Source organism: Desulfobaculum sp. (genome assembly GCF_054921475.1).
In genome coordinates, this window is sequence record NZ_JBUDSW010000036.1 from 1 (window position 1) to 18,589 (window position 18,589).

Here is an 18,589-nt window from a genome sequence, read left to right on the forward strand (position 1 = left end):
GGGCACGGGCACGGATCGGCCATGGCTCCTCCAAATCGCTCGTCAGGTCGGGCAGTCTTTCATTGTAGATGATGGCGGGGGTGCGTCAAGATGCCGGGCGGAGAAAAGGGCCGCAGGCGCGTGCTTAACTGGTAAACCGTAGAGATACATGATAATGGATGAAGGCTGCCGGGACGTCCCGTTCCGGCCAATATTACGAGAGGACGGAAGCTACACGTAATGACCCGCTTTTTCGCCTGGATTGGTGCCGGAACCATCGCCCTCGTTCATGAGATGGGCAGTATGGCCCTGCTGTTTGCCGACGCGTGCGCGTGGCTGGTGCGGCGGCCGTTTCGGCTGTCCCTCTTTTTTCGGCAGATGGAGTTTGTGGGGGTGCGCTCGCTGTTTGTGGTGGCGCTGACCTCGCTCTTCACCGGTATGGTGCTGGCCCTGCAGACCTACTACGCCTTCCGCCTTTTTTCCGCGGAGTCCCTTGTGGGGGCCACGGTGGCGCTGTCCATGACCCGCGAGCTTGGGCCCGTCATCACTGCGCTGATGGTTACGGGGCGCGCCGGATCGGCCATTGCGGCGGAAATTGGCACCATGCGCGTGACCGAACAGGTGGACGCGCTGACGGTAATGGCCATCAATCCCGTGCAGTATCTTGCCGTGCCGCGCATCATTGCGGGGCTGGTGATGCTGCCGCTACTGACTGTTTTGTCCGACTTTGTGGGCATGGTTGGCGGGTATTTGGTGGGCGTGAAGCTCCTTGGCATCAATGCCGCCATTTTCATGAACAAGGTCTATGAACTTGTGGCGCTTGAGGATATTTATAACGGACTCATCAAGGCCGCCGTGTTCGGCGTTATTCTGACACTGGTTGGCTGCTACAAGGGCTTTACCACCACTGGCGGGGCCGAGGGTGTGGGCCGGGCCACCACGCAGTCCGTGGTGCTGTCCTCCGTGCTTATTTTGGCCAGCGACTACGTGCTGACGGCACTGATGATGTAGGACGATATGCAACCGATTATTACCTGCGAAAATCTCCAGAAGAGCTTTGGCGAGCAGGCCGTCCTGCGCGGACTGGACCTTGCCGTGAAGCCGGACGCCGTCAGTGTTATCATTGGCCGCAGTGGCGGCGGCAAGTCGGTGCTGCTCAAGCATCTTATTGGTCTTATGCGGCCGGATTCGGGGCGTGTGGTGGTGGATGGGCAGGACATAACGGCCTTTTCGGAAAAGGACCTTGTGCCCGTGCGCAAAAAGTTCGGCCTGCTGTTTCAGGAGGCCGCGCTGTTCGACTCCATGACCGTGGAGGAGAACGTGGCGTTTCCCCTTGTGGAGCACACGTCTCTCTCGCGCAGCGACATCCGCGACATCGTGCACGACAAGCTGGCGGCGGTTGGCCTGTCCGGCGCCGGGGCCAAGATGCCTGCGGAGCTGTCCGGCGGCATGCGCAAGCGCGTCGGCCTTGCCCGCGCTGTGGCGCTGGACCCGAAAATCGTGCTCTTTGACGAGCCGACATCCGGGCTGGACCCGGTGATGTCTGCTGCTATCAATGACCTCATCCTGCGCACGCAGAGCGAATTTGGCGCAACGTGTGTGGTCATCAGTCATGATATTCAGGCCACTATGGCCATTGCGGACGATATTTTCATGCTGTACGACGGGCGCATCATTGCCAGCGGCACACCGCAGGACATTCAGAATGCGGATGATCCCGTGGTACAGCAGTTCATTCAGGGGCGCGCGGACGGCCCCATTGGCCTGACGTAACCCCGCCCCTTGTGCGGGACAATGGACCCAGACAAAGAGAGAGCGTATGGCTGGCAAAAGTGGAGCCGAGGTCAAGGTCGGCATCTTCGTATTCATTGCCGTGGTGCTGCTTGCCTTCATGTCAATGCAGGTGGGCGAAACGGATTTTTTGCGCGGCGGCGTGTATGACGTCAACGTCTACTTCGACAGCGTCACCGGCCTGAAGCCGGGCGCACCCGTAGAGATTGCGGGCATTGAGGTAGGACGCGTCAGCGACATCCGTCTGGACGACGGACGCGCGCGGCTGACCCTGGAACTGCGTGAGGATATCTCCCTGCGCTCCGATGCGCAGGCAAGCATCATGACCCGGGGCGTGCTTGGCGACAAGTATGTCTCCCTGTCCGTTGGCTCGCGCGAGCTGCCCCAGATTGCCGAGGGCGGCGTTATTCAGCGTACGGACCGTTCGGCGGACCTTGAAGTGCTCATGAAAAAGGTCGGCCAGATTGCCGACGACATTGGCTCGGTGTCCAAGAGCGTGTCCAGCGTTATGGGCGGGCCTGATGGCGAACGCGACCTGCGGCGTACCTTCCACAGCATGCGCGACCTTGCCGTCACCCTGAACGACATGGTCCAGCGCAACGTGGAGAGCATTGACCTCATCGTCGCCAACATGCGCGACTTCTCCACGGACCTGAAGGATATCTCCTCGGCCAACAAGCAGAACATCAACTCCATCATCACCAATTTCGAATCCGCCTCCACGGGCCTCAAGGGGACCTTGAACCGCATGGACAGTGTGCTTGCCAAGATTGACGAAGGGCAGGGCACGGCAGGACGGCTGGTGAACGATGAGGAGATGGGCCAGAACCTGCACGAGGCCGTGGCCTCGCTGGAGAGCGTGACCCGTAAAATTGACGAAGGGCAGGGCACCCTTGGCAAGTTGGTCAACGATGATACCACCGCCCGCAAGCTGGACCGCGCGCTGGAAGGCATCAACACCTATCTGGGCAAGCAGGAGAGCTTCAAGACCAGTGTGGACTTTTCCGCCGAATATCTGGCGGACTCCGGCGACACCAAAACCTACCTGAACATGCTTATCGAGCCGTCCGCGGACCACTTCTACATGGTGGGCGTTGTCTCCGACCCCAAGGGCCGCACCAAGGAGACCGAAACCACCACCACCCGCATCGACGGCAGCGGCAACCGCTCCACCGTGACGGAACTTGAAGAGAAGACCGAGCGCGACCAGATCAAGTTCAACGCGCAGATTGGCAAGCGCTGGGGCGACCTTGCCCTGCGTGGCGGCTTGTTTGAATCCACAGGCGGCGCGGGCGCGGACTACTACCTGTGGGACGACCGCGTGAAGCTGACCTTCGAGGCCTTTGACTTTGACGACGATGACCCGCCGCATCTCAAGGCCGGAGCCAAGCTTTTCTTCATGAAGAACTTCTACGCCATGGCCGGTGTGGACGACTTTGCCAGCGATTCCGGGGACAGCTCCTTCTACACGGGCCTTGGGCTGTACTTCACCGACGACGACATCAAGTACCTGATCGGCAACGCGCCGGTGCCCATGGGCGATTAGCATGAAGCTCGCCATCATTTCCGATACCCACGCCTACGACGTGACGCCGTGGATGGAGGCCGTGTACGAGCGGTACCTTGCCCCGGCGGATGTGCTGCTCCATTGCGGCGATTTTGCCAGCATGTCCGTGTGGGCGTGGCTGGCCCAGCATCCCGCGTTCCACGCCGTGGCGGGCAATATGGACGATTACAGCCTGTCGCAGGAGCTGGACGTGCGCCGCTCTCTGCGGCTCTCCGGCGTGGAGATCACCATGGTCCACGGTTTTGGCTACGGCCCGCGAGTGGGGCTTTCCGCTTCGCTGGCACGGGCCTTTGACGGGCAGGCGGACCTTGTGTGCTTTGGGCACACGCACCAGCCGGAATGGGCGCGCTATGGCGCGCTGCGCGTGGTAAACCCCGGCAGCCTGCGCGAGGGCGGGGTGGACCCGACGTTGGCCTATGTGACCATTGGTCCGGATGGTGACCTGACGCATGAATCCGTGTCCGTTCCGGGCACGGTAGAGGCCGTGCTGCGCGGCGGCGCATAGCGCCCCGGCGCGCTGTGGCGGCGCAAACGTGAATCTGGCCCCGCCCATGCGGCGGGTCTGGCGTCCGGCAAGGACGCCGCGAGGGAAGATATGCAGTTTCGCACCGAAAAGGACAGCCTTGGGCCGCGCAAAGTGCCGCAGGACGCCTACTATGGCGTGCAGACCGTGCGCGCGCTGGAAAATTTTCAGATAACGGGTATTCCGTTTTCGCATTTTACCCGGCTGGTGCAGGCTGTGGCCTGTGTCAAAAAGGCCGCCGCCATGGCCAACCGCGACCTTGGCCTGCTGGACGACACCATCTGCGACGCCATCGTCCAAGCCGCGCGCGAGGTGCGCGAAGGCCACTTTGACGAGCATTTTCCCGTGGACGTTATTCAGGGCGGTGCTGGAACCTCGGTGAACATGAACGCCAACGAGGTCATCTGCAACCGCGCGCTGGAAATCTTGGGGCATGAGCGGGGCGAGTACCAGCACATCCACCCCAACAACCACGTCAACCTGTCCCAGTCCACCAACGACGTGTACCCCACCAGCCTGAAAATTGCGCTGACGTGGTACTGCCATGACCTGCTCAAGGAAATGGACGCTCTTGTGGCCGCGTTTCAGGCCAAGGGCGACGAGTTTGCGGACATCATCAAGATGGGCCGCACCCAGTTGCAGGACGCTGTGCCCATGACCCTTGGGCAGGAATTTGCGGCCTACGGCGTGACCATTGGCGAAGACGCCGTCCGCTTGGAAGAGGCCGTGGAGCATCTGCGGGAGTCCAACATGGGTGCAACGGCCATCGGCACGGGCATCAACACCGTCGAAGGCTACGCCGCCGCGGTGTGCGGCAAGCTGGCGGACATCACCGGGCTGAACATCGTGCCTGCGGCCAACCTTATCGAGGCCACCAGCGATACGGGCGTGTTCGTGCTGGTGTCCGGCATTCTCAAGCGTATTTCCGTCAAGCTGTCCAAGGTCTGCAATGACCTGCGCCTGCTCTCCTCCGGGCCGTACACCGGCTTTAATGAAATCAACCTGCCGCCCATGCAGCCCGGCTCCAGCATCATGCCCGGCAAGGTGAACCCGGTCATCCCCGAGGCTGTGAATCAGGTGTGCTATCAGGTTATCGGCAACGACGTGACCGTGACCCTTGCCGCGGAAGCCGGCCAGCTGGAACTGAACGTTTTTGAACCCATCATCGCCTTCAACCTGTTCCAGTCCGTGGATATGTTGGCCCGAGCGTGCTTTATGCTGCGCAAGCGGTGCATTGACGGCATCACAGCCAACAAGGAACGCTGTGAGGAGATGGTCCACCGCTCCGTTGGCGCGGTCACGGCCCTTGCGCCCTATATCGGGTACGAGGCCGCCGCGGCCCTTGCCAAGGAATCCGCCTGCAACCAGCGCCCGCTGATTGATTTGGTGGTGGAGCATGGCCACATGAGCCGCGAGGACGCCGAACATGTCCTCGACCCCCTCTCCATGACCCGCCCGAAGCCCAGCGCCAAAAAGGGTGGCGAGTAGCCCCGCCGCTTGAAGGTGAGAGGGCAGCGCGCTGGCGCGAGTAGTGCCCGCAGAGACACAGGGAAATGCACGTCCTTGCAGGGCGTCACCCCGCGCGCTAGTAGAGGAAAACCACGCCGCTGAGGAACGTGACCCCAGCGCGCCGGAAGAGGCGCTATCCAAAATGAAGAGCCTTGGCCACAACGGGCGAGAGCGATGACATTTTGAGCGCCGCACCGTTTACGGTGCGGCGCTTTTTTGCGCCCAGCGTCTGGCGCCCTGTGTCTGTGGACTTGTCTCTTGCTGTGTTCGGCGCTGTGTCGGGGAGGCTGTGTCTGGGGAGAGGCTGTCTTTCGGGCGGTGTTCGTGCCCTCATCTGGGGGCCTGCGCGGGGCACTGTGCGCGCCGTGAATTGCCAAGGATGCGGCCCCCGGGCGTGGCGGTTGGCAGGTGAACGAGGACGCATCGCGGCACTGCGCTGGCGGCCATGGGAGCGCGGCATACAAAAAGGCCCCCTCCGAAGAGGGGGCCTTGGAACTGCCGGTGTGGGCAGAGTGGTCAGCGCGTGTGCTAGCCCAAGAGCTGCATGGCCATACGCGGGAGCGAGTTGGCCTGGGAAAGCATGGCAACGCCGGCCTGCGCCTTGATCTGCTGGCGCGTGAACTCGGTCATCTCGGTGGCAACGTCCACGTCGGAGATGCGGGATTCAGCGGACTGCAGGTTCTCGGCCTGAATGGTCACGTTGGAGATGGTGGCGCTCAGGCGGTTCTGCATGGCACCGAGGTCGGCACGGATCTTGTCCTTGGACTGGATGGCGTTGTCGATGGCGTCCAGTGCCTTGGCGGCGTTGGCCTGAGTGGAGATGTTGTGGCCTGCATTGGTATTATCAATGTCGTTACCAAGGCCAAGGGCACTGGCAGTCGAGTCGCCAATCTTGACGTCGTAGAAGTCTTCAGCGTCGTCGTTCTTGGTGCCGAAGTGCACGCGCATGGCGCCGGAACCGTCGCTGGTGTCGTGCGCCGCGGACAGGTTGCCGTTGAGCAGGTGAATACCGTTGAAGTCCGTGGCGTTGGCGATACGGGTGATTTCAGAAGCCATGGACTGGTACTCGGAGTCGATGATCGCGCGCTGGTCGGCGTTGTAGGTACCGGTAGCGGCCTGCTCGGCGAGTTCCTTCATACGGATGAGCTTTTCGTCGATGACGCCGAGGGCGCCGTCAGCGGTCTGCACCATGGAGATGGCGTCGTTGGCGTTACGTGCACCCTGGTGCAGGGCGGCAACGTCGGAGCGCATCATTTCACGGACAGCCAGACCGGCTGCGTCGTCAGCTGCAGTGCCGACACGCAGGCCGGAGGACAGACGACGGGTGGAAGTGCCCAGAGCACCGTAGGATTCACTCAGGTTGCGAGCGGCATTGGCGGCCATCATGTTGTGGTTGATTACCAGAGACATAGTATTCCCTCCATAGATGTAATTTCAGCGTCCTTGCTGAGTTGGGCCCGTGCCCGTAATCACTTGCTAAGTATTTCGGCGGCTAAGGCGAAAGTGTTTAGGGAAAAAATGTCTTTTTTTCATGAAAGTCTAGAAAACCCGCGCCAACTCTATGTTCCGAGGATGTTGAAAGTTTTGCGAAACGCTCTGTTTTGCATGCGCAATTGTCGTTAAAAAGCGGCAAATTGGCCCAAAACAGCCCATAAAGGCATGTTGAGACATTATCAAAAGAATGCGTGAAGCACCCCGGGCGGGGTGATGGTCTGCAAGAAAAAGGGGTTGGGAGAGGGGGTGCGAAGAGCGCTGAGTGGAAAAGGCGCAGGCGGCGGCATCTGCGCGGGGCGTCACACTGCCGGATGCGGCGGATGGACCATTATCATTAGAAGGGCGGATTTGGCGGCGGGCTGTGCCGCATCACGGGGAGAAAGGCGGGATTACTCGGCGGACTCCGGCTTTTGGACCGTATCCCAAACCGGGCTGTCGAAGAGATTGGCAAGAATGGTGTCCGAGACGACCATGCCCGTCTTGGACAGGCGCAGGTAGCCGCCGCTCATGCGGATGAGGCCGTTTTGCCGCAGGGCCTGCACCATGGGGGCGAAATCCTCGGTAAAGCTGCGGCCCGTCATGGCCTTGTACGCGCCAAGGCGCAGCCCGCGCGAGGTGCGCAGGCGCAGCATGATCATTTCCTTAAGGCGGGTGACGAAATCCAGTTCCTCGGCGTTGGCGTCAAGGGTTTCGCTGCGCAGGGCGGTGGCGTAGTCGCGCGGGGCGCAGGGCACCTGCCAGCGGCGGCCACGGATGGTGGAAACGGCGGACGGACCAACGCCGAGATAGTCGCGGCCCTCCCAGTAGCCAAGGTTGTGGCGGCTGGTAAAGCCCATGCGGGCAAAGTTGGAAATCTCGTATTGCAGGTAGCCCATGGATTCGAGGTATTCCGCGCCATAGATGAACATCTTGGACAGTTCCTCGTCTCCGGCGAATTCCAGCTCTCCGCGTTCGTCACTGTCAGCGAGGGGAGTGCCGGGTTCGATGGTCAGGCCGTAGCAGGACAGGTGGTCGGGCTTCCACTTCACCACGCGGCGCAGTTGGCCCAGCCATTCGGACAGGCGCTGGCCGGGCAGGCCCCAGATGAGGTCCACGCTGATGTTTTGAAATCCTACCATGCGCGCGGTGTCAAAGGCGGCGCGCGCCTCGGCGCCGCTATGCGGGCGGCCAAGCAGGCGCAGGGCCTCGTCGTCGGTGCTTTGCACGCCCATGCTCAGGCGGTTGACGCCAAGGGAGCGGATGCCGTGCAGATAGGACCAGTCCGTCAGGGACTCCGGGTTGGCCTCGATGGTGAATTCCAGATTCGTCTTGAAGGAAAAGGAGTCGCGGATGGCGGTGACGATGTTCGTCAGCAGCGGCAGGGGGAGCAGGCTGGGGGTGCCGCCGCCGAAAAAGATGGTGCGCAGCTCCGGATGGTCGAGGCGTTTGCCCCAGTAGCGGATTTCCTTGCTGACCAAGGCGGCATAGCCGCGCATATCGCCGTCGGCAGGGGGGCCGGAATGAAAGGCGCAGTAGCGGCATTTGCGGGTGCAGAAAGGGACGTGGACGTACAGGAGCATGCGGCGCGAGTCTCGTGTTGGAGGTGGTGTGGGCGGTGAATCAGCGGATGATATACGCTGGTCGCGGCCGACGGGCAAGCGGCGAAGTGGTTACGACCGCCGCTTTGTGGTGCGGCGCTGGGCCGGAGCCGTACGGCGGGGGCGGCGCGGCGCACTGCGGCGCGGACCAAGGGCCGACCACGCGACAAGCCCAACAATCGCGGCCACCACGCCATGTACGGCGGCGGGCAGTACATAGGTGAGCAGGCGGTCGGTCAGTGCGGTGCTGACAATGGCCGTGTGGCCAAGGTCCGCCAGCGGACTGCACCATGTGAACAGGCTGTAGGCGTACTTGCCGGACGTCAGCTTCAGCAGGCCGATGAACAGCGCGCTGTGGGCTACGCCCCACAGGATGCCGGCGACAAGCCCCATCCCCCGCTTGGCAAAGGCCGCCCCCAGCACAAGGCCGGGCAGCCCCGCGGCGATAATGGCCGCGTACTTGGGCCACTCCACAGGGGAGAGGAACAGGGTGGAACGGTACAGAGTCTCTTCCAGCATGGGCTATTTGGATTCGGGTTTGATCTCGTGCTTGTAGCGTTCGTTTTCGCTGTAAAGGCAGCCGCAGTACTGCTGGCGGTAGATGCCCCACTCCTTGGACGTATCAATGCCTTCCTTCCAGCCTTCGCGGAAGTCCTGGTAGTGGAAGGCGGACGGGCATCCGGCCTGCATGTCGCGGCCCACCTGCGCGATGACGTCGTGCTTTTGGAACTTGCTGTAGAGCAGTGTGGTGGAGAACGCGTCAAAGCGCCCGCGTCCGGCGATTTGGGCCGTGCGTTCAAGGCGCATGGTGTAGCAGTGGAAACAGCGGTTCTGCTCGCGGAAGCTCACGGCGCGGAAGTACTTTTGCGTGTCGTATTCCTCGTCCTTGACGATGACCTTGAAGCCGAGGCGTTCGGCCACTTCCAGCGCGCCGTCGCGGCGGCGCTTGTACTCCATGAGCGGGTGGATATTCGGGTTGTAGAAAAAGCCCGTCACCTCAAAGCCCGCGTCCTGAAGGCGGCGCACAGGGGCAATGGCGCATGGGCCGCAGCACATGTGCAGGAGGATTCGTGGCATAGTCGTTCCTTTTGGCTGTTGGAGAAGCGGGGCGCCCGTGTGGACGCCCCGCCGTGGTTTGCGGATTTATTGCGGCTGGATGATGATGCTGACGCCGAACTCGCTTTCCAGTTCGCACAGCTTGGTGCGCTTGTGGTTGGAGAGGTAGGAGGCCAGTTCGCAGTCGCAGGGGTATTCAATGCTGTCGGTGGTGCCGTTTTTGCGCAGCAGGCGGAAGATATGCTTCAGGGCCTGCAGGGACTGCCACTCCAGATTGCGGCGCGTGCCGGTACCGCCGCAGCAGGGGCACGGCTCCGTGCTGACGGACAGCGCGGAGGAGCCAAGGCGCTGGCGCACCATCTCCATAAGGCCAAAGCGCGACAGGCGGCCCACATCCGTGCGGGCGCGGTCCATCTTCACGGCGGCGCGCATGGTTTTTTCCACATCGCGGCAGTGGTTTTTGTCCTTCATTTCGATGAAGTCAATCACCACCTGCCCGCCGATGTCGCGTAGGCGCAACTGGTGGGCGATTTCTTCGGCAGCCTCAAGGTTGGTCTTGAGGGCCATCTCGCGGAAATTCTTTTTGCCGCCGATTTTGCCGGAGTTGATGTCCACGGCGGTGAGCGCCTCGGTGGAATCAAACACCAGTCTGCCGCCGGAGGGGAGAACCACTTCGCGGTCGTACAGCGACTGAATCTGCTTTTCGATGTTGAAGCGCTCCCACAGGGTGCGCTCGTGGTCGGTGTGCAGTTTCACCAGATTGGGGCGCCGCGGGAAGACAAGGGCGGCCATTTCGGCCACGGTCTTGGACGTTTCCTCATGGTCCACCCAAATTTCGCCCACTTCGCTGGTGAGGTAGTCGCGTACCGCGCGGGAGGCGAGGTCCATCTCCTGATAGACGAGGGAGGGCGTCTTCTGGGTGGCGACCTTGCCGCGCAGGTCCTTCCACAGGCGCTTGAGGATTTTCAGGTCCTTGGTCAGGCGCGTTTTGCTTACGCTGGCGGCGGCGGTGCGCACGATGACGCCAATGCCGGGGCCGAGATTCAGCTCCTCAACCACCTTGCGCAGCATGGCGCGCTCTTTTTCGTCCTCAATCTTGCGGGAGATGCCAATCTGCTCGCGGCCGATGGTCAGCACAAAGTAGCGCCCGGGCAGGGACAGAAAAGTGGTGACGAAGGCACCTTTTTTGCCGGTGGGTTCCTTGACCACCTGCACAAGGACCTCGTCGCCGGAGCGCAGCACCTTTTGCAGGGGGGGATACTTGAACCCCTTCTGGGGCTTTAAATCGGAGTGGTAGTATTCGGGATGGACCTCATCCACCTGCAGAAAGCCGTTGCGCTCCGCCCCGTAGTTGACGAAGGCGGCCTGCAGGCTGGGGTCGATGTTGTTGATGACGCCTTTGTAGATGTTTCCCTTGGTCTTGGCCTGGTGCAGCATCTCGACGTAGTATTCTTCGAGCTTGCCGTCTTCCGTGATGGCCATTTCCACCTGTTCGCCGGGCAGAACGCTGATGTACATCTTCTGCCGTTTGCTTTTTGCCATAAAATATCGCCTCTGATGTAGAAATGTGCGGAGGCGCCGTGCATGCGGTGATTCGGCTAGTCCCGGAAAGCTCCGTAAAAGGCTTCTCCGCCATCGTCCTCGGCGGCGATGCGCCCTTGCTGCAGCAGGGCGTCCAGCGCGCGGCGGACGTCGGCGGGGGGCAGGACCAGTGCCTCGGCCAGTTGCCGGGCGGTCTGGGGCCTGCGGGACACGGAACCCAGCACGAGTTCCAGCACGGCAGTCTCGGAGAGGTTGCGCCGATGTGTGGCGGCCGCTCCAGTCTCCGTTGAAATGTTGTCTCCCTCCGCGGTGGAGGGGGTTGACCGCTGTGTCGTTTCGCCAGCGTGCTGCGGAGCAAGCTCCCTTCGCCACAGGGCGAGGGTCTCCGGCGGCACGGGCGAGGCGGCGCGCAGTGTGCCCGGACGGGTCATGGTGACAATGTCGACCCTGTCTGGCTGGAGTTCCGTTAGGAACTGCCTGAGCAGCGCGCGGTTTTCGTCGCTGTCGTTAACGCCCTGAACGAGCAGAACCTCTACATAGAGCTTGCCCGTATACTCGCGGGCAAAGGCCAGCAGGCCTTCGCGCAGCGCGGCGACGTCAAGACTGGGGTGCGGACGGTTGAGACGACGCATCTCGTCCGGGACGAGGGTGTCGATGGAAGGGAGCACCACGTCCGCCTCTGCGAGGTCACGGCGGACCGCCGGGTCCGTCAGGAGCGTGGAGTTCGTCAGCACAGCGACGGGAATCTTGGGAAAAATGTCTTTGACGCCGCGTATAATGGCGCCCATATCGCTGTTGAGGCACGGTTCGCCGCGTCCGCCGAGGGTAACGACGTCTGGCAGGCGGACGGCCTCGTCCTTCCAGTGTTTCAATTCCTCCAGCACGTGCTGTGCCGGGACATAGGGCTGTCTGTCGCAGGTCAGGCTGGTGGTTCTGCCGACCTCGCAGTAGGTGCAGTCAAAGGTGCAGACCGCGTCGCCCAAAACATCAATGCCGAGGGACAGGCCGAGCCTGCCGGAGTGTACCGGACCAAAGACGAATGTGTATCCCAACGTAGCGTTTCCTCTTATACTCGATTTATGGACAGGGGGAAAGAGGCTTGACTTTCCTACCGTGTACCCATACCTCACGGGGTCTAATTTGGAGGATATTATGCTTGAACCCGGTCAACTGGTACTGCTCATCAGCCCGAAGGGCAAGCGTTACATGAAGGTTCTGGACCTAGAACAGGACCTGCATACGCAGGAAGGTAAAGTCGCCATGGCCGATGTGGCCGCGGCGGATTTCGGCTCGCTGGTGTATACTCATCTTGGCAAGCCGTTTCGGCTTGTGCGCCCCACCTTGGCGGATATGGTCAAGGGTGTGAAGCGTCAGACGCAGGTGCTTTATCCCAAGGAGATCGGCTACTTGCTGGTCAAGCTGGGCATTGGCGCCGGCACGCGCGTTATCGAAGCGGGCAGCGGCTCCGGCAGCTTGACTGTTGCGTTGTCGCACACCGTGGGCGAAACGGGCAAGGTGTTCACCTATGAGCGCCGCCCCGAGTTTGCCAACCTGTGTCGCAAGAATCTGGAACGCTATGGCCTTGGCAAGAACGTTGAGCAAATCGTCGGCCACGATATCGCCGACGGCTTTGTGAAGAACACCGCCGACGAGGACACCCTCGCGGATGCGCTGTTTCTCGATGTCCGCACCCCGTGGGAATACACCCACCTCATCCCCGGCGCCATCCGCCCCGGCTCGCCTGTGGCGTTTTTGCTGCCCACCATTTCGCAGGTGAGCGATTTGCTCAAGGCGCTGGAGAGCGGCCCCTACGCCGACCTTGAGGTGCTGGAGATTCTGGTCCGCCGCTGGAAGACCGTCCCCGACAGGCTGCGCCCCGAGGACCGTATGGTCGCCCATACGGGTTTCCTTGTCTTTGCGCGCCATCAGGAAGGCAGCGAGGACTACGAAAAGCACCGCCCCCGTGGCACCCGCGAGCGCAAGCAGGAGGCCGCGCGTGAAAAGCGCAAGGCCGAAGCCGCCAAGGCTGAGGCAGCCGCGCCTGCAACGCCGGAGAAGGACGCATCCGCATCGGACGCATCTGAACCGGACGCGTAAACGCGTTTTTGGCTTGTTAGAGCCAGGTGCACTCGATTATGCCGAGTGAAAAACTATTCGTTTCGACTTTTCTCGATAAAGCGTGAAAAGTCGAAGCGAATTTTCGTGTTTTGGCAACATGGCTTGTATTGCGTAACAGATATGTGATACTTCGTCTTGTTGCACTCACGCTTATATTCCCATCCATTCACTCCATATACGACGAGGTTAAGAACATGACCCGAAAGGACCGTACCGAAGGCATCTACAGCCGTCGCGAGGTGCTCGACGAGTCTGAACGACGCCAATACTATCAGATTCAGCTCAAAGAGCTTTTGACCTATGCCTACAGGTATTCCGAGGACGTCAAGAAGCGCTTCGACCGTGCGCAGTTCAACGTGGACAAGTTCAAGACGCTCTCCGACCTGAAGCACATCCCCATCATCAAGAAGAAGGAACTTATCTTTCTGCAGTCCATGGGGCCGCGTCTTGGTGGTCTGCTGACCAAGGACCTCGGCGAACTGCGCCGTGTGTTCCTGTCTCCCGGTCCCATCTTTGACCCCGAGGACCGCAACGACGACTACTGGGGATGGACCGAAGGCTTCTACGCGGCGGGCTTCCGCTCCGGCGACCTCGCGCAGGTGACCTTCAACTACCACCTCACCCCCGCTGGGCTGATGTTCGAGGAGCCGCTGCGCAACCTCGGCTGCGCTGTTGTTCCCGCTGGTCCGGGCAATACGAACACCCAGCTTGAGATCATGCAGAAGCTGCGCACCACGGGCTACGTGGGCACGCCCAGCTACCTGATGCATCTCGCGCAGAAGGCCGAAGAAGCTGGCCTGAACCTGCGTAAGGACCTGTTCCTCGAAGTGGCTTTCGTCACCGGCGAAAAATTCTCCGAAAAGATGCGCGCCACCATCGAGAAGAAGTTCGACCTCATCATGCGCCAGGGCTACGGCACGGCGGATGTGGGCTGCATTGGTTACGAGTGCTACCACTGCAACGGCCTGCACCTTGCCAACCGAGCCTACGTGGAAATCTGCCATCCCGACACGGGCATCCCGCTCAAGGATGGCGAGGTGGGCGAAATCGTCGTGACGGCGTTTAACCACACCTATCCGCTCATCCGTCTGGCCACGGGCGATTTGTCCTACATCGACCGGACGCCTTGCGCCTGCGGCCGTACCTCCCCGCGCCTCGGCAACATCGTTGGCCGCGTGGACACCACCACCCGCATCAAGGGTATGTTCGTGTACCCGCATCAGGTGGAGCAGGTGATGTCCCAGTTCGAGGAGATCAAGCGCTGGCAGATTGAGGTCACCAACCCCGGCGGCATCGACGAGATGACCATGAACGTCGAGGCCAGCAACTTCACGCGTCAGGACGAGCTGCTGCACGCCTTCCGCCAGCAGATCAAGCTCCGTCCGCAGCTGAACGTGGTTGCGCCCGGTACCCTTCCCGCACAGATCCGTCCCATCGAGGACAAGAGGAAATGGGATTAATCCCGGCCTCACATATGCGACACATACTCCGTCTTGGGGCTGCCGTCATTTTGGCGGCGGCCCTGAGCGGTTGCGCCGCGCTGTCCCCGCAGGAGGCGTCCCGCAGCGGGATGCCTGACTCTGCCGCTCTCCCGGCCGCCATGCCCGGCGACATCGTGACCGCCAGTGGCCAGCAGGTTGCCGCATCCGAACTCGCCGCTGCCGTGGCGGACGTGCGGTACGTGCTCCTTGGCGAGGGACACACCAACCCCTGCGACCATAACGTTCAGGCCGATGTCCTCGCCCAGATGGCCGAGGCCGCGCATGCCACTGGCCGCCCGGTCCCCGCCGTGGGGCTGGAGATGGTTCCGGTGACGCACCAGCAGGCGCTGGACCGCTTCAACGCCGGTGAACTCACTGCCGACACGCTTCCTGACGCCCTTGGCTGGGACGACGTGTGGGGTTATGCGTATTCCCTGTACCGCCCCATCTTCCGCGTGGCGGAGCAGTATGGCTTGCCCCTTGTGGCGCTGAACATCCCCAAGGATGTTGTCCGCGCCGTGGGTGCGGGCGAGCTGGAGGCCTTGCCCGCCACGAAGCGGGCGCTGGTGCCGGAGCGCATCATCGGTCCCATGGACACCCAGCGCGAGTCCCTGCGCGAGGAATTTGAACGGCACCGCGACATTATGGCCCATGGCGGCGAGGACTTCGACGCCCGTATTGAGCGCTTTGTGCGCGTGCAGTCCCTGTGGGATACCGTCATGGCGCAGCACGCCGTTGACGCCAGCCGCCGTCTGCACCGGCCTGTCGCCATTATCGTTGGCGCGGGGCATGTGGAATACGGCTGGGGCATTCCCCACCGGCTGACGGTCCTTGCCCCGGACGCCCGCGTGACCACGGTCCTGCCGTGGCGCGGTCTTGAGCCCATTGACGCGGACGCCGCCGACTATTTCTTCCTGTGCCCCCTGCGCCACGAGAGCCGCCTCGGCTTTGCCGTGGAACTGCACCCCGAGGGCGCGCTGGTGACGGCCATAGCCCCGGACACCCGAGCGGACCGCGCGGGAATGCGGCAGGGCGATGTGATCGTCAAGGCGCAGGGTATGCCTGTTCAGGCCCTGTGGACCCTGCACAAGGCCGCCGTGAAGGCCAACCGCGAAGACGACGGCCGCTTGCGCCTGACCCTTCGCCGTGACGGCGCAGAGCGCGACATTATCATTCAACTCACCAGACCCGGTCCCGGTGCACAGCCGCCGGGCACATCATAAAGTACCATGCCAGAACTTCCCGAGATCCAAACCATCGCCCGCGGATTGCTCCAAGAGCTTCGCGGGCGTCGCATCCTGTCCTTTGAATTGCTGTCCAAGGGCGCTGTGGAGAAAGGCCGCGGCGCACTGTCCCCCGCCCAAATCGAGCGCGCCCTTCCCGGCAGCATCATCCAGGGCGTATGGCGGCGCGGCAAAATGCTGTGCATCAATATCGCCAGCCCCAAGTATCCCCTGCTGCACGTGTGCTTCCACCTGAAGATGTCCGGCCGCCTTGTGGTGCGCCCCACAGGGGAAGCCCCGCACAAGCACACCCGCATTCTGTTCCGCCTGACCGAAGGCCAGAACCTGCACTTTGCGGACCCGCGCAAGTTTGGCTACTGCCGCGTTATGCCGCCGGAAGCCATGGAGCGCTGGCCCTTCTTTGCCAGCCTTGGCCCGGAGCCGCTCGAAATCACCGAAGACGCCTTTGTGAAGCTGTTTGACGGACGGCGCGGGCAGGTGAAGTCCCTGCTGCTGGACCAGCATTTTCTTGCGGGCGTGGGCAATATCTACGCTGACGAGTGCCTGTTCCGTGCGGGGATTTTGCCGCACGCCCCGGCCAGCGGCGTGGAGGAGGCGCGCCTGCGCGCCCTGCACGGAGCGCTGCAGGAGGTGCTGCTGGAGGCCATTGACGCCAACGGCAGTTCCATCAGCGACTACCGCGACGCCCACGGCGATTCCGGCGCCTTTCAGAATGATTTCAGGGTCTACGGAAAATACGGACAGCCATGCCGCAATTGCCAAACCACATTGGAGCGGCGTACAGTGGCGGGCCGTACTTCCACCTATTGCCCGACGTGTCAGCGATGACACCCTGACAGGACACCAATGAACAGTCATTCTCGAGGAATAGCCCGGAATGCCGCCGTTGTCGGCGGGGCCACCCTGCTGTCGCGCATTCTGGGCTTTTTGCGTGACCTTATCATCGCCTTTGCCCTTGGCGCTGGGCCGCTGGCGGACGCCTTTTTTGTGGCGTTCCGCTTGCCCAACCTCATGCGCCGCCTGTTTGGCGAGGGGTCGCTGACCATGGCCTTCGTCCCCGTGTACTCGCGCATCCGCGAGGAGCAGGGGCGCGAGGCGGCCTTCACCACCGCGCGTTCGGCCCATATATGGCTGGCCATCGTGCTGGGCGGGCTCTCCGCCGTGGCGATGGTCTTTTCCAAACAGCTGACGCTGGCTATTGCCCCCGGCTTTGCCGCGGACCCGGAGCAGTTGGCCCTTGCCGCCGATTTGGTGCGCATCTGCTTTCCGTACACCATCTTCATCTGCGGCGTGGCCCTGAGCATGGGCATTCTCAACGCCGAGGGGCACTTTTTGACGCCGGCGCTTGCGCCGTGCGTGCTGAATGTGGTGCTTATTTGCGCGGCGCTGTCCGCCGTGGCGCTGGATGCTTCCGTGCCGCATGTGCTGGCCTACGGCGTGTTGGCGGCGGGGCACTTTCAGTTTGTGATGCAGCAGCCGGCCCTGCGCAAGCGCGGCTTTAGCTGGCGCGGGGCGTGGAGCTTTAAGGACGCGGGCGTGCTCCGCACCGGGCGGCTGATGTTGCCTACGGTGTTCGGCGCGGCTGTGTACCAGATCAATATTCTGATTGGGACGTTTTTGGCCTCGCTGCTCTCTGCGGGCAGTATTTCCTACCTGTACTACGCCGACCGGCTGGTGCAGTTTCCCTTAGGGGTGTTTGGCGTGGCCGTGAGCACGGCGGCGCTGCCCAGCCTGTCTAGGCTCAGCGCCCGCGCGGACATGGACGGCTTTCGCGAGGCCCTGAACGCCAGCCTGCGCCTGACCCTGTTCATTAGCCTGCCCGCCGCGGCGGGGCTGTGCGCCCTGTCCGAGCCTGTGGTGTCGCTGCTCTTTGAGCGCGGGGCCTTTGCCGACGGCGCTGTAGAGGCCACGGCCCTTGCCCTTATGGGCTACAGTGTGGGCCTGCCCGCCTTTGCCATTGTCCGCCCGCTGGTTTCGGCCTACTACGCCCTCGAGGACACGCGCACGCCCGTTATCGCCGCCACGCTGTGTGTGGCGTTGTACGTTGCCTGCGGCGTGAGCATGATGCAGACCCTTGGTCATGTGGGCCTTGCCCTTGCCACCACGGTGGCCTCGTGGGGCAATGCCGCTATTTTGCTGTGGGGCCTGCGGCGCAAGCTGGGGCAGTGGGCGACCTTCCAGAAGGGTGCGGCCCTGTTTGCCGTGCTGGGCGCGGCCATTGGCGGTGGCGCGTGGCTGACGGTGGGGCTTGGCCTGTGGTCCGTGGCGCTTATCCCGCTGTGGGCTGTGGCCTACGGCGTGCTGACCGTGCTCCTCAAGGTGCCGGAGGCGACCATGGTGTCGGATGTGCTGCGGCGCAAACTGACCCGGTGATGTGACTATCCTTTCCTGAGCCAACTGCCGCGCAAGCGGATTGCAGCGGAGAACGCAATGCACGAGATTGTTCTGATTCGCGTGACCGGGGACGACAGGCCCGGCATTCTCAATTCCCTGATGACGACCCTTGCCAGCTACGAGGTCCACATTCTGGACATTGGGCAGGCCGTCATCCACAACACCCTGTCCCTCGGCATTATTATCGACATCCCCAAGGAGCAGGCCTCGGCCCCCATCCTCAAGGACCTGCTCTTCCGCGCCCACGAAATGGGCGTGACCCTGACCTTCTCCCCCGTGAGCGAAGACAGCCACGAGGCGTGGGTCGCCGGGCA

17 protein-coding genes are annotated in these 18,589 nt (G+C 62.3%); 11 read left to right on the forward strand and 6 right to left on the reverse strand.

Going from position 1 to position 18,589, the window contains the following annotated elements:
- Positions 1-219 precede the first annotated feature (219 nt).
- The 5 genes from ACY69P_RS03790 (at position 220) to ACY69P_RS03810 (ending at position 5,348) form a co-directional block, all read left to right on the forward strand.
- On the forward strand, positions 220-990 hold the full coding sequence (locus tag ACY69P_RS03790) for an MlaE family ABC transporter permease (RefSeq protein ID WP_404843466.1): 771 nt from the start codon (positions 220-222) through the stop codon (positions 988-990).
- A 6-nt stretch (positions 991-996) separates the two neighbouring features.
- Positions 997-1,752, forward strand: coding sequence for an ABC transporter ATP-binding protein (locus tag ACY69P_RS03795; RefSeq protein WP_459900980.1), 756 nt, complete (start codon positions 997-999; stop codon positions 1,750-1,752).
- A gap of 46 nt (positions 1,753-1,798) precedes the next feature.
- Positions 1,799-3,316 carry an MlaD family protein gene (locus ACY69P_RS03800; protein WP_462326625.1) on the forward strand — a complete coding sequence of 506 codons (1,518 nt, stop codon included), beginning with the start codon at positions 1,799-1,801 and terminating at the stop codon, positions 3,314-3,316.
- A 1-nt stretch (position 3,317) separates the two neighbouring features.
- Entirely contained in the window at positions 3,318-3,842 is a 525-nt protein-coding gene (locus ACY69P_RS03805; protein WP_462326626.1) for a metallophosphoesterase family protein, read from the forward strand.
- A gap of 90 nt (positions 3,843-3,932) precedes the next feature.
- Positions 3,933-5,348 carry an aspartate ammonia-lyase gene (locus ACY69P_RS03810; RefSeq protein WP_462326627.1) on the forward strand — a complete coding sequence of 472 codons (1,416 nt, stop codon included), beginning with the start codon at positions 3,933-3,935 and terminating at the stop codon, positions 5,346-5,348.
- A gap of 549 nt (positions 5,349-5,897) precedes the next feature.
- Here the strand turns inward: ACY69P_RS03810 and ACY69P_RS03815 are convergent.
- The 6 genes from ACY69P_RS03815 to ACY69P_RS03840 all read right to left on the reverse strand — a co-directional run bounded on the left by ACY69P_RS03815 (position 5,898) and on the right by ACY69P_RS03840 (position 12,090).
- The gene (locus tag ACY69P_RS03815) at positions 5,898-6,779 is read right to left on the reverse strand and encodes a flagellin N-terminal helical domain-containing protein (RefSeq protein WP_462326628.1); all 882 of its coding nucleotides are present in this window, start codon (positions 6,777-6,779) and stop codon (positions 5,898-5,900) included.
- Between the two features lie 473 nt (positions 6,780-7,252).
- The gene (gene hemW / locus ACY69P_RS03820) at positions 7,253-8,422 is read right to left on the reverse strand and encodes a radical SAM family heme chaperone HemW (protein WP_462326629.1); all 1,170 of its coding nucleotides are present in this window, start codon (positions 8,420-8,422) and stop codon (positions 7,253-7,255) included.
- A gap of 90 nt (positions 8,423-8,512) precedes the next feature.
- Entirely contained in the window at positions 8,513-8,959 is a 447-nt protein-coding gene (locus ACY69P_RS03825; RefSeq protein ID WP_462326630.1) for a hypothetical protein, read from the reverse strand.
- A gap of 3 nt (positions 8,960-8,962) precedes the next feature.
- The gene (locus tag ACY69P_RS03830) at positions 8,963-9,517 is read right to left on the reverse strand and encodes an epoxyqueuosine reductase QueH (protein ID WP_459900992.1); all 555 of its coding nucleotides are present in this window, start codon (positions 9,515-9,517) and stop codon (positions 8,963-8,965) included.
- Positions 9,518-9,583: 66 nt separating this feature from the next.
- Positions 9,584-11,038, reverse strand: coding sequence for an Rne/Rng family ribonuclease (locus tag ACY69P_RS03835; protein ID WP_404843457.1), 1,455 nt, complete (start codon positions 11,036-11,038; stop codon positions 9,584-9,586).
- 56 nt (positions 11,039-11,094) lie between these two features.
- Entirely contained in the window at positions 11,095-12,090 is a 996-nt protein-coding gene (locus tag ACY69P_RS03840; RefSeq protein WP_462326631.1) for a radical SAM protein, read from the reverse strand.
- 100 nt (positions 12,091-12,190) lie between these two features.
- Here ACY69P_RS03840 and ACY69P_RS03845 point away from each other — a divergent pair, with 100 nt between their 5' ends.
- From ACY69P_RS03845 to ACY69P_RS03870, 6 genes are all read left to right on the forward strand, one after another.
- Positions 12,191-13,135: a tRNA (adenine-N1)-methyltransferase gene (locus ACY69P_RS03845; protein WP_462326632.1), complete on the forward strand. Its 945-nt coding sequence runs from the start codon at positions 12,191-12,193 to the stop codon at positions 13,133-13,135.
- Between the two features lie 215 nt (positions 13,136-13,350).
- Positions 13,351-14,616 carry a phenylacetate--CoA ligase family protein gene (locus ACY69P_RS03850; RefSeq protein WP_404843454.1) on the forward strand — a complete coding sequence of 422 codons (1,266 nt, stop codon included), beginning with the start codon at positions 13,351-13,353 and terminating at the stop codon, positions 14,614-14,616.
- 14 nt (positions 14,617-14,630) lie between these two features.
- On the forward strand, positions 14,631-15,860 hold the full coding sequence (locus ACY69P_RS03855) for a ChaN family lipoprotein (RefSeq protein WP_462326633.1): 1,230 nt from the start codon (positions 14,631-14,633) through the stop codon (positions 15,858-15,860).
- A gap of 6 nt (positions 15,861-15,866) precedes the next feature.
- Complete coding sequence (gene mutM, locus ACY69P_RS03860; protein ID WP_462326634.1) at positions 15,867-16,709, forward strand: bifunctional DNA-formamidopyrimidine glycosylase/DNA-(apurinic or apyrimidinic site) lyase; 843 nt, start codon at positions 15,867-15,869, stop codon at positions 16,707-16,709.
- An 18-nt stretch (positions 16,710-16,727) separates the two neighbouring features.
- Entirely contained in the window at positions 16,728-18,254 is a 1,527-nt protein-coding gene (murJ, locus tag ACY69P_RS03865; RefSeq protein ID WP_462326635.1) for a murein biosynthesis integral membrane protein MurJ, read from the forward strand.
- A 57-nt stretch (positions 18,255-18,311) separates the two neighbouring features.
- Positions 18,312-18,589: ACT domain-containing protein (locus ACY69P_RS03870; protein WP_462326636.1), on the forward strand; the 278-nt coding region annotated here is incomplete at its 3' end.

Excerpts from the sequence above, each read along its gene's own strand:
- ACY69P_RS03790 (WP_404843466.1), top strand. The coding sequence starts at position 220 with ATGACCCGCTTTTTCGCCTGGATTGGTGCCGGAACCATCGCCCTCGTT.
- ACY69P_RS03795 (WP_459900980.1), top strand. The coding sequence starts at position 997 with ATGCAACCGATTATTACCTGCGAAAATCTCCAGAAGAGCTTTGGCGAG.
- ACY69P_RS03800 (WP_462326625.1), top strand. The coding sequence starts at position 1,799 with ATGGCTGGCAAAAGTGGAGCCGAGGTCAAGGTCGGCATCTTCGTATTC.
- ACY69P_RS03805 (WP_462326626.1), top strand. The coding sequence starts at position 3,318 with ATGAAGCTCGCCATCATTTCCGATACCCACGCCTACGACGTGACGCCG.
- ACY69P_RS03810 (WP_462326627.1), top strand. The coding sequence starts at position 3,933 with ATGCAGTTTCGCACCGAAAAGGACAGCCTTGGGCCGCGCAAAGTGCCG.
- ACY69P_RS03815 (WP_462326628.1), bottom strand. The coding sequence starts at position 6,779 with ATGTCTCTGGTAATCAACCACAACATGATGGCCGCCAATGCCGCTCGC.
- hemW (WP_462326629.1), bottom strand. The coding sequence starts at position 8,422 with ATGCTCCTGTACGTCCACGTCCCTTTCTGCACCCGCAAATGCCGCTAC.
- ACY69P_RS03825 (WP_462326630.1), bottom strand. The coding sequence starts at position 8,959 with ATGCTGGAAGAGACTCTGTACCGTTCCACCCTGTTCCTCTCCCCTGTG.
- ACY69P_RS03830 (WP_459900992.1), bottom strand. The coding sequence starts at position 9,517 with ATGCCACGAATCCTCCTGCACATGTGCTGCGGCCCATGCGCCATTGCC.
- ACY69P_RS03835 (WP_404843457.1), bottom strand. The coding sequence starts at position 11,038 with ATGGCAAAAAGCAAACGGCAGAAGATGTACATCAGCGTTCTGCCCGGC.
- ACY69P_RS03845 (WP_462326632.1), top strand. The coding sequence starts at position 12,191 with ATGCTTGAACCCGGTCAACTGGTACTGCTCATCAGCCCGAAGGGCAAG.
- ACY69P_RS03850 (WP_404843454.1), top strand. The coding sequence starts at position 13,351 with ATGACCCGAAAGGACCGTACCGAAGGCATCTACAGCCGTCGCGAGGTG.
- ACY69P_RS03855 (WP_462326633.1), top strand. The coding sequence starts at position 14,631 with ATGCGACACATACTCCGTCTTGGGGCTGCCGTCATTTTGGCGGCGGCC.
- mutM (WP_462326634.1), top strand. The coding sequence starts at position 15,867 with ATGCCAGAACTTCCCGAGATCCAAACCATCGCCCGCGGATTGCTCCAA.
- murJ (WP_462326635.1), top strand. The coding sequence starts at position 16,728 with ATGAACAGTCATTCTCGAGGAATAGCCCGGAATGCCGCCGTTGTCGGC.